The sequence below is a fragment of the Pseudoalteromonas sp. CO342X genome (assembly GCF_004208915.1).
GTDB classification, from domain to species: Bacteria; Pseudomonadota; Gammaproteobacteria; order Enterobacterales; family Alteromonadaceae; genus Pseudoalteromonas; species Pseudoalteromonas maricaloris.
The window spans coordinates 138,785-148,454 of the sequence record NZ_SGPH01000038.1 but is presented as its reverse complement, the minus strand read 5'-3'; the positions used below and the strand labels follow the sequence as shown (position 1 = coordinate 148,454).

Genomic DNA, 9,670 nt, shown 5'->3' with positions numbered 1-9,670 from the left:
CATTATAGGGCGATCCGATTTTAGTGCAACCCTTTTTTTAAAGAAAATTGCGAAAAAACGTTTGTTCGAGCAAAAATGAAGCGAAACGCTTGTTTTTGACACTTTTTCTTATCTTTTTGCAGTTTTTTCGTACTAGAGTTTTACAATTCAACACTCTACACTAGTGACACAAGACACGAGAGATGAGTAATCTAGACATGCTTAGAAGTTATAAAGGTAAATCCCCGCGCTTGGCACAAGGCGTTTATATTGATGAATCATCCGTTTTGGTCGGTGATATTGAAATTGGCGAAGACAGCAGCGTTTGGCCATTGGTTGCAGCCAGAGGCGATGTGAACTACATCAAGATAGGGAAACGAACCAATGTTCAAGACGGCAGCGTACTGCATTTAACAAGAAAGAGCGCTTCAGTACCTGACGGTTACCCGCTTATTATTGGTGATGATGTGACTGTTGGTCATAAAGTCATGTTGCATGGTTGCAAACTTGGTAATCGTATTCTCGTGGGTATGGGTGCAATTATTATGGACAACGTCACCGTAGGTGATGACGTTATTATTGGTGGTGGTGCACTTGTCCCGCCTAATAAAAATCTTGAGTCCGGTTTTTTATATGTCGGTAGTCCGGTAAAACAAGCCAGACCCCTCACCGAACAAGAGCTACAATTTTTAAAAGTGTCCGCCCAAAATTACGTGGAACTGAAAGATGAATATTTAGAGGAAAGCTAAGCTTATCTCTCCCGCCTCATTAAACGCTTCATCTTCTATTAATTGCTCAGCCTGCATTTCATAATCGAATTGGTGCTGAGCAAAGTGCGCTATTGCGGCTTCCTGCTCAAGCTTAGTTGCAATTTTACAGCGGATCAGCTGACCACTGGCCATCGCCGTAAACGTTAATTCTCCCTGCTGATAACTGATGTCATCATTAAACAGTATTGCTTGGTTCATATTTACCCTCTAATAAGTCTAAATGTTTCGGACGTATCAGGTCTCACCCCTCGCCATTGGTAAAACGCTTCAGCGGCCTGCTCAACTAACATACCTATGCCATCAATCAATTGCGTTTGTTGATTATGTTGCGCCACCCAGTCTAAGAAACTTGTTTGCTGGTCGCTGTAGAACATATCGTAGGCAACTAAGCAGGATGTAATAACAGTAGGGCTAACATCTGGCACCTCCCCTGTGATGCTCGATGAGGTGGAGTTAATCACAATATCGAAACCAATGTCGGGGGTATTGTTTAAGCCACACCCTGTAACCTCTCCATACGAGGCAAATTGCTCTGCTAGTTGCAATGCCTTTGACTCAGTACGGTTGGTCACGACGATCCGTTTTGCTCCGGCCAGGAGGAGCGGATAGATACAGCCTTTGGCGGCGCCACCTGCACCAATCAATAGTACGTTAGCCCCCTCAAGTTTAGTTTGGTGTTTCATGAGATCTCGCACCAGACCTGCACCATCAGTATTATCGCCTGTAATACTGCCATCTTGCTGTTTGATTAGGGTATTGACAGCACCAGCGAGCTTAGCTCGTTCGGTGAGGGTATCCGCAAAGGCAAATGCCAGCTCTTTAAAAGGTAAAGTCACATTCGCACCACAACCACCTTGGGCAAAAAATGTCGATGCAGTTTGAATAAAGGCATCTTCTGGTGCCAAAATAGCCTCGTATTCTAATTGCTGCTGGCATTGCTGTGCGAATTGCGCATGGATTGCTGGCGATTTAGAATGTTTTATCGGATTACCGAATACCGCGTATTTGTCCATCGTTATAAGAGCGCCTTGAAAGAGTCATTATGAAGCAGTTAATTAAACGTATCTTTAATAAAGATGCAACCGTAGAACAAACAAATAGTGCCCCCACGCCAGAAAAAACACCTTATGAAATCATTGGTGGAGAACAAGGCGCCCGCGATCTTGCCAACCGCTTTTACGATATTATGGCAACCGACCCCTATGCAAAGCCGCTTTACGATATGCATCCACAACCATTAGATAGGATCAGACAGGTATTTTTTGAATTTCTTTCTGGTTGGTTAGGCGGGCCCGATTTATTTGCAGAGAAATATGGTCACCCACGCCTAAGAATGCGCCATATGCCCTTCCCTATCGACCAAGATTTACGGGACCAATGGATGCACTGCATGAATACAGCATTAGACTTAGAGGTAGGAAACCCATTATTAAGAGAAGGATTAAGGCAGTCCCTCGCTCAGCTTGCGACACATATGATTAATCAAGAACAAAACTAAAGTATTAGTTAATTAAAATTACACGGCTATTTTGCGCTAGGTCAAATCCCGCTCTTGAGTAGAGATGCATAATCACTGTTCTAATTGTGTACAGGTGCGATGCGTGTGAAATCTATTCAACATAAAATTTATGCGTTACTGGCAGTGACGGGCGTGCTCGTCTTGATTGCCAGTATCCTTAGTAGCAGCAGTCAACAAAAGACGCTCGCTGAAGAAACCGTCGAAAGTAATATTAAGCTACTGGCAGATAATTACTTTGACTCTATCAATACTATGATGCTGACCGGCACCATGGCAAACCGTGAAATTCTGAGTGATAAAATTCGCAATCATCCAAATATCGAAGATGCGCATATTATTCGCTCCGAGCAAGTTAATAAGCTTTACGGTTCAGGTAATGCAAATCAAGCACCTAACTCTGAGGCTGAATTTGATGCGTTGAACGGGAAAGAAACCTTAGTTATTGAACAACGCGACGGTAGTCGCATCATGACTTATTTAAAGCCGATGGTGGCCAAAGAAAGCTATAAAGGAACAAATTGCTTGGGTTGTCATCAGGCAAAGGAAGGCGATGTGCTCGGTGTTGTGCGGATCAGTTACTCTTTGGATGATATTGATAATACGGTACACACTAATACATGGTTTAGCACTGCGCTTCTCTCTGCTATCTTTATTACCACCTTTGTGATTTTAGGCGTACTTTTTAGGAAGCTCTTTATAGTACGACTAAAAACGCTAGGCCGGACCATGCGCCTCGCAACGACGAACAAAGACTTATCATTACGAATAGACGACCAAGTCGATGACGAGCTTGGACGTTTGGCGATTAACTTCAATAAAATGATGGATAGCTTTAAAGACAATATTGCGCAGTTATCCAACTCTTCAAAAATACTTATTCACTCAGCAGAATCTATATATGCTTCAGCGGAAACTACCGAGCAGGCCATTCAAGAGCAAAAACAAGGGACGGACTCTGTTGCAGCCGCAATTAACGAGCTTGAAAGCTCTTCAAGTGAAGTAAAAAATACCACCCACTTTGCATCAGAAAAGTCTGATAGCAGCAATCACCTCGCAGAGGAAAGCATGGCTGTTGCTAATCATACTGAGCAAAGTATCAACCAATTAGCACAAGATGTAAGGCAAGCTGCAGAACAAGTTTCTCAGCTTCAAGCACAAACACTAGAAGTGGGTAAAGTACTCGAAGTGATCAGTAGTATCGCGGAGCAAACCAACCTCTTAGCGCTCAATGCAGCAATAGAGGCCGCGCGCGCCGGGGAAGCAGGAAGAGGGTTTGCGGTTGTTGCGGACGAAGTCAGAACACTTGCGACACGAACACATGACTCAACCGATGAAATCAAACGTACTATCGATAAGCTACAGTCCGAGGCACAGCAAACCGTAGCAGCAATGAGTGCTTCTTGCGAAGAAGCAGATGACCGCGCACATCAGGTCAAGAAAGTGGCACAAGCGCTCAAAGACATCTCGACACAGATGCACGAAATTAATGCCTTAAACCTGCAAATTGCCGATGCCACTGAACAGCAAAACTTGGCCGCTGAAGAAATCAATCGTAGCGTAGTGGCGATTAGCGATAATGCTGAGCGCTCGCTAGTTGATGCCCATGGCTCAAAACAGATCAGTGAAGAGTTGCTCACCCTTGCGCGCGATTTAGATGAGCAAGTGCGCGGATTTAAATTAAACTAAGTGAACCGCTAAAAGTAAAAAAGGAGCCGAGGCTCCTTTTACTCTATTACATCGCCAACCAATTCTTTGGCGTAAGATAATTATACAGCTCAGCTTCTTTCGATCCTGGCTCTGGCTGGAAGTCATACTCCCAACGTGCCAATGGTGGCATCGACATTAAAATAGACTCGGTACGTCCACCTGTTTGTAGACCAAACAATGTGCCTCGATCCCATACCAGATTAAATTCAACGTAACGGCCTCGGCGATATAGCTGGAATTGACGCTCTTGTTCGCTATACGGTGTATCTTTGCGTTTTTCAATAATAGGCAGATAAGCATCAAGGAAGCCATTACCAACAGCTTGCATAAATGCAAAGCTCTTTTCAAAGCCCCATTGGTTTAAGTCATCAAAGAATAGACCACCCACACCTCGAGTCTCATCTCGATGTTTTAAGTAGAAATATTCATCACACCACTTTTTGTAGTCACCGTATACCGCGTCACCAAATGGTGCGCACAAATCCTTTGCAACTTGGTGCCAGTGCTTCACATCATCAAGAACTGGATAAAATGGGGTTAAATCAAAACCACCACCAAACCACCAAATCGGCTCTTCACCTTCTTTTTCAGCAATAAAAAAACGCACATTGGCGTGGCTAGTTGGAATATTGGGATTCTTCGGGTGGATCACTAAAGATACCCCGCAGGCATGGAAGCTTCTGCCTGCTAACTCTGGACGGTGTGCCGTCGCTGAGGCTGGCATGGAAGCGCCAAAAACATGTGAATAGTTTACCCCGCCTTGCTCAATAACATCGCCATTACGGATCACGCGAGTGCGACCGCCACCACCTTCAGCACGCTCCCAGGCATCTTCAACAAACTGAGCGTTACCATCGGCAGCCTCTAAGCCTTGGCAGATATTATCTTGTAGTTGTAATAAAAAGGCTTTTACGGTCTCTAGGTTTATTTTACTCATGGTACTTTTTATCCTCGGATCACTTGGCCAGTCATTGCATTTTTAATGACGCTTGGGGTCGTATTACCGCCTAACTCACCTTCAACATAATAGCCAACTTGCGAGCCAAACTGGCTACGAGCTTCCGACAACGAAACAACTGGAGTTTGACCCGTTACATTGGCACTGGTAGATACAATCGGCTTACCAAAGCGTTGACATAACTGCTTTACAATGGGGTGGCTAGTAACACGAATAGCGATAGTGTCGTGTCCCCCAGTTAACCAATGCGGCGTACTGGCTTTCGCTGGCAATAACCAAGTAATGGCGCCAGGCCATGACGAAAAAATATCAGCGCGCTTATCCATCGGGATTTTATTGTCATCCACGTAGGACAAACATTGACCATAATTGTCGGCGATTAAGATTAACCCTTTTTCTATGGGTCGAGATTTGATTGTTAGTAACTTAGTGACCGCATCTTGGTTATCAGGATCACAACCTAAACCATAAATGGCTTCCGTTGGATAACAGATCACTTCGCCAGCTTGAAGTGCCGACTCAGGCGTTGTTATTGTCGCAGCATCCGCTTTATTGTCATTACTCACGGTATTTCCACTATCTTTTGACATGATTTCTGTGGGCATTGTAGCACAGCTTTACCCGCTCGGGTTTTCTCCACCAGCACGGGCCAATGACACTCAGGGCAAGCCTGCTCTACAGGCTTGGCGTTCAAGGTATACTTACAACTTGGATAAGTGTCACAACTATAAAAGTGTTTACCAAACTTATTTTTACGCTGAATTAGGTTGCCTTTTTGGCATTTTGGACACGCTGGTAACGCCGCTGTGGGTGGCGCATCTTCATGACCAATATAGTGGCAATCAGGATACCCAGTACAGCCAATAAACATGCCATAGCGGCCATTTTTTATCACTAAATCTTTGCCGCACTCAGGACAAGCCACATCTTCTAGTACTTTAATTACATGACTATCATGATGTGCGAGTGGGCGAATATAAGCACAAGTAGGGTAGCTAGCGCAGCCAATAAATGGACCATTTTTACTGTTTTTGATTATCAGCTCAGAGCCACATTCTGGGCATACTTCATACTCTTTTTCTAATGCATGTTTGTCTGCATTAAATAATGCATGGTCTATTTTACTCATCGCTTTACCACCGCCCCCTTGTGCAAGTATGCGCCTAATATAATAGCCTCGTTTTTAGGGTCAAGGAAATGATGGAAATTCCCCCTTGCAAGTATTTGATATCAGTGTTTTCAACTAAGCAGGAACATTATTTGAAAGGCGGTAAGCTGAGGTCAGAACCTCAACTTACCGAAGGAAACTTGTCATGCTAGGGCGAGTTAATGAACTACAGATGCAGGCTCGGTAAAAATCAGATCTTCCATCTGCGCATAAGCATGTTCTTTACCCGGCACATTAAATAGCACCATTAGTATCACCCATTTTAAATCATCTAGGCTGATATAGGTTTTATCCAACGCGAATAAACGATCCATCACCATTTCTCTGGTGGTACTGTCAATCACTCCGACTTGTTCCACAAACATTAAAAAACCACGGCTCTCAACGTCTAGCATATTGCATTCGCTATCGGTGTAGATCCGTGTCGCATGATCCGGTTTAGCATTTAAATAGGGGTTTTCGTCACTGTGTTGTAAATCTGCAAGTTGCTCAAGCCAATCAAGCGCTTTATATATTTCGCCTTGATTAAAGCCGGCGCGAAGGAGTTCATCGGTGAGTTCATTTTGTTCGACAAAGATTTCTGCCTCACTGTGAATATAGTTCTCAAATAAATACATTAAAATATCAAACATCTTCTTAACCCCTCGCGAGTTTTATGTAGCCGTCGAGTACACGCTCTACTTTATCTTCGAGTTCTAGGTCCAATAGTCTGGCAATCACCTGCTCTACTGGCCACTGGGTCCTTTGCGTTAAAGTGTCGACTGACGTCACCTCAAAGCCAAGGTTTTCTAATACGGGACATTGCTCCTCTTTTTGCTCCCCTATTTCTATACTATATAGACTGTTTTCACAAAAAAAGCTCACTTCTTCCAAAATATCCTCAATATTTTCGGTGAGTTTTGCCCCTTGCTTAATCAAGTAATGACAACCGCTACTTAATCGATTTTTAATTGAGCCTGGGATCGCAAACACTTCTTTGTTTTGCTCCAGTGCATAGCGTGCAGTAATCAGCGAGCCACTTTTTACTTCGGCTTCAACCAACAAAACACCCAAAGATAAACCTGAGATTATGCGATTACGCCGCGGAAAGTGATTACTATTTGCTTGAGTGTTTGGTAAGAACTCACTCACCACCAAACCATGCTGTACGATGTCTTCATAAAGTCGTTGATGGCGTTTGGGGTAAACAACATCAACACCAGTCCCTAGCACAGCAATGGTTCCTCCTTGAACATCAAGTGCTCCTTGGTGCGCTGCGCCATCAATCCCTCTTGCCATACCCGACGTCACCACCAATCCAGAGCGACTTAAGCCCTGTGCAAATTCATGTGCAAGCCCAAGCCCAGTTCTTGTTGAACTGCGACTACCGACAACCGCAATTTGTGGTTGTTTTAATAACGCAATATTCCCTCTGCAAAATAGCACTAAGGGAGGATTACAGATCTCTTTTAGTTGCTCGGGGTATTCAGGAGAAAACAAAGATACAACATCAATTTGCTGACGTTGACAGTAAGCCAGTATGTGCTCGATACGAGACCAATCTGTACTCGCTAAGTTAGCAGCAACATTTTCTTGCAGCCCAAGTTGACAAAGCTCATCTTGGTTTAATGTGAATAATTGCGCAAGGGGGACTTGATTAAGTAATGCGGTGATGGTTTTGATACCCAGCCCTTGGCACAGGGCTAATGCCAAAGCTTGAGCTAGTTTAGCTTGTTTCATACTCTCTCCTTGAGTTTACTGACTCACTCAAGGAGAAATTCTACCACTTAATTACTGGCAGTTTCCTTGAATGCTTGTACATGATCACCAACGCGGATCGGCTCCGAAGTTTCAACAACCATAGCGTAGCTTAAGTCTTCATACACTTTAAAGACCATCAGCTCACCGACTTTTTCCTTTGGCATATGCCATACTACGCTGTCGTCATCGTTTTCCTCACCAAACCAAGACCCCATTTCGGTGATCAGTTTGTCGAGTCGTGATGCATCTTCAATATAGCGCGGACCGTGTTGGCTTTCTATAACTGTAGGCGATTGCCTTACGATATCAAGGACATGTCCCTCTTTTAGCTGCGCTTTACTCCCCACATCCAACACCACTACACTCATGGTGCTAAACTCTCTGAGCTTATTATCGCTCGCAATAATACGGCCCAAAGTTTGTTGCTCAGGGCGAGACATAGAAAACTGTGCCGGAAAACTTTGCCCCGTAGATATGGGTAGTACAATATCCCCGGCCCTAACTTCTTGTTTGGCAACTTCTAACTGTAGCTTTGCTGGACGCCCCGCCACGATATCTCCCTGCTCAACCACATGGCCAGAACCAACTAACACGGCTTCCAAGCCAAGCAGTTGTTGGCTGTCTAAGGTACGGTAGCTTTCACCACGACGATAGATGGCATAGTGCCCGCCTTTTACTAAATCAGCTTTAATGTACAAAAGATGACCCGGAGTCGCATTTTTAATATTACGGTTAGCCCCGAGAACAATTGGACTATCAGAAAATTCCGACTCAGAAAGCGCTTGCTCGAACCGCAAAAAAGGTTCCATGATAGGAAGTGGTAAGGTAGGAATGGCAGCCGCTTTTTGGTTAACAATACGCGTATGCGGCGACAGTTTCTTCACACCTTTGTCTAACACCAACATAGGATTACCATTTTCATCGTAGAGTAGCTTAAGACTATCTCCTGGATAAATCAGATCTGGGTTTTGAATACTAGGGTTCCACTGCCACAATTGCTTCCACTTCCATGGAGAACGTAAGTACATTTTTGAAATATCCCACAAGGTATCGCCTTTTTTCACCACATAACGCTGCGGCGCATCTGCTTTTACAGACAAAGTGTCCGCCTTCACAGAGAAAACTGAGCAGCCAGCGAGTATTAATGCAGCAATCGGATATTTCATGATGGCTTCCTTGTGGTTATTTTTGGTTATTATCCACCAAAACCTGTTAAAGGGGAACTTGAATGGCTAAAATAAGACCATACACTAGCTTACAACAGCTTACACGATAAATTGATTTAGGGTAATCATGGCCATATTAGAAGTTTTAAAGTTCCCAGATGAGCGTTTACGCACTGTTGCACAGCCTGTAGCAGAGGTGAATGACGAGGTACGTCAAATAGTTAAAGACATGCTGGAAACGATGTACGATGAAAATGGTATCGGCCTTGCGGCTACGCAAGTGGATATTCATCAGCGAATCGTCGTTATTGACGTTTCTGAAGAGCGCGACGAACCGCGCGTATTAATCAATCCAGAAATAACCAAACGCGATGGTTCTACTGTGAGTGAAGAAGGCTGCTTGTCAGTGCCATATTCATACGCAAAAGTAGATCGCGCTGAAACCGTCACGGTAAAGGCAACAAACGAACATGGTGAAACGTATGAATTAGACGCAGATGGTTTGCTTGCCGTTTGTATTCAACACGAATTAGACCACTTAGTTGGTAAGCTATTTATCGATTACCTATCGCCACTAAAGCGTGATCGTATTCGTAAGAAGCTTGAAAAAGAAGCTAAGTTCGCTGCGAAGCAAGCTTAACCAATCTCCAACTAACTGACTTT

General features: G+C 44.1%; 12 protein-coding genes. 4 read left to right on the top strand and 8 right to left on the bottom strand.

What is annotated here, in order from left to right; translation table 11 throughout:
• Positions 1-182: 182 nt before the first annotated feature.
• Positions 183-728, top strand: coding sequence for a gamma carbonic anhydrase family protein (locus EXT47_RS18190; protein ID WP_039493095.1), 546 nt, complete (start codon positions 183-185; stop codon positions 726-728).
• On the opposite strand, the gene EXT47_RS18185 is transcribed toward EXT47_RS18190, so the two are convergent.
• The gene (locus tag EXT47_RS18185; RefSeq protein ID WP_010604187.1) at positions 714-947 is read right to left on the bottom strand and encodes a DUF1488 family protein; all 234 of its coding nucleotides are present in this window, start codon (positions 945-947) and stop codon (positions 714-716) included. The genes EXT47_RS18190 and EXT47_RS18185 overlap by 15 nt on opposite strands.
• 2 nt (positions 948-949) lie before the next feature.
• Entirely contained in the window at positions 950-1,762 is an 813-nt protein-coding gene (gene aroE / locus EXT47_RS18180) for a shikimate dehydrogenase (RefSeq protein WP_130127238.1), read from the bottom strand.
• A 29-nt stretch (positions 1,763-1,791) separates the two neighbouring features.
• Here aroE and EXT47_RS18175 point away from each other — a divergent pair, with 29 nt between their 5' ends.
• Both EXT47_RS18175 and EXT47_RS18170 read left to right on the top strand, forming a co-directional pair.
• The gene (locus EXT47_RS18175; protein ID WP_130127237.1) at positions 1,792-2,247 is read left to right on the top strand and encodes a group II truncated hemoglobin; all 456 of its coding nucleotides are present in this window, start codon (positions 1,792-1,794) and stop codon (positions 2,245-2,247) included.
• A 99-nt stretch (positions 2,248-2,346) separates the two neighbouring features.
• Complete coding sequence (locus EXT47_RS18170; RefSeq protein WP_039493102.1) at positions 2,347-3,954, top strand: methyl-accepting chemotaxis protein; 1,608 nt, start codon at positions 2,347-2,349, stop codon at positions 3,952-3,954.
• 46 nt (positions 3,955-4,000) lie between these two features.
• Here EXT47_RS18170 and hemF read toward each other — a convergent pair whose 3' ends face one another.
• From hemF to EXT47_RS18140, 6 genes are all read right to left on the bottom strand, one after another.
• On the bottom strand, positions 4,001-4,912 hold the full coding sequence (hemF, locus tag EXT47_RS18165) for an oxygen-dependent coproporphyrinogen oxidase (protein WP_010604183.1): 912 nt from the start codon (positions 4,910-4,912) through the stop codon (positions 4,001-4,003).
• A gap of 8 nt (positions 4,913-4,920) precedes the next feature.
• A complete protein-coding gene (locus tag EXT47_RS18160) occupies positions 4,921-5,499 on the bottom strand; it encodes an L-threonylcarbamoyladenylate synthase (RefSeq protein WP_130127240.1) in 579 nt (192 codons plus the stop codon).
• The gene (locus EXT47_RS18155) at positions 5,496-6,062 is read right to left on the bottom strand and encodes a type I DNA topoisomerase (RefSeq protein ID WP_130127236.1); all 567 of its coding nucleotides are present in this window, start codon (positions 6,060-6,062) and stop codon (positions 5,496-5,498) included. The genes EXT47_RS18160 and EXT47_RS18155 overlap by 4 nt, the downstream gene beginning before the upstream one ends.
• A 197-nt stretch (positions 6,063-6,259) precedes the next feature.
• Positions 6,260-6,733, bottom strand: a complete 474-nt coding sequence (locus EXT47_RS18150) for a DUF494 family protein (protein ID WP_010376797.1) — start codon at positions 6,731-6,733, stop codon at positions 6,260-6,262.
• Between the two features lie 4 nt (positions 6,734-6,737).
• Positions 6,738-7,820, bottom strand: a complete 1,083-nt coding sequence (gene dprA, locus EXT47_RS18145; RefSeq protein WP_130127235.1) for a DNA-processing protein DprA — start codon at positions 7,818-7,820, stop codon at positions 6,738-6,740.
• 47 nt (positions 7,821-7,867) lie between these two features.
• On the bottom strand, positions 7,868-9,007 hold the full coding sequence (locus EXT47_RS18140; protein WP_130127234.1) for a LysM peptidoglycan-binding domain-containing protein: 1,140 nt from the start codon (positions 9,005-9,007) through the stop codon (positions 7,868-7,870).
• 127 nt (positions 9,008-9,134) lie between these two features.
• Here EXT47_RS18140 and def point away from each other — a divergent pair, with 127 nt between their 5' ends.
• Positions 9,135-9,647: a peptide deformylase gene (gene def / locus EXT47_RS18135; RefSeq protein WP_130127233.1), complete on the top strand. Its 513-nt coding sequence runs from the start codon at positions 9,135-9,137 to the stop codon at positions 9,645-9,647.
• The last annotated feature ends 23 nt before the right edge of the window (positions 9,648-9,670 follow it).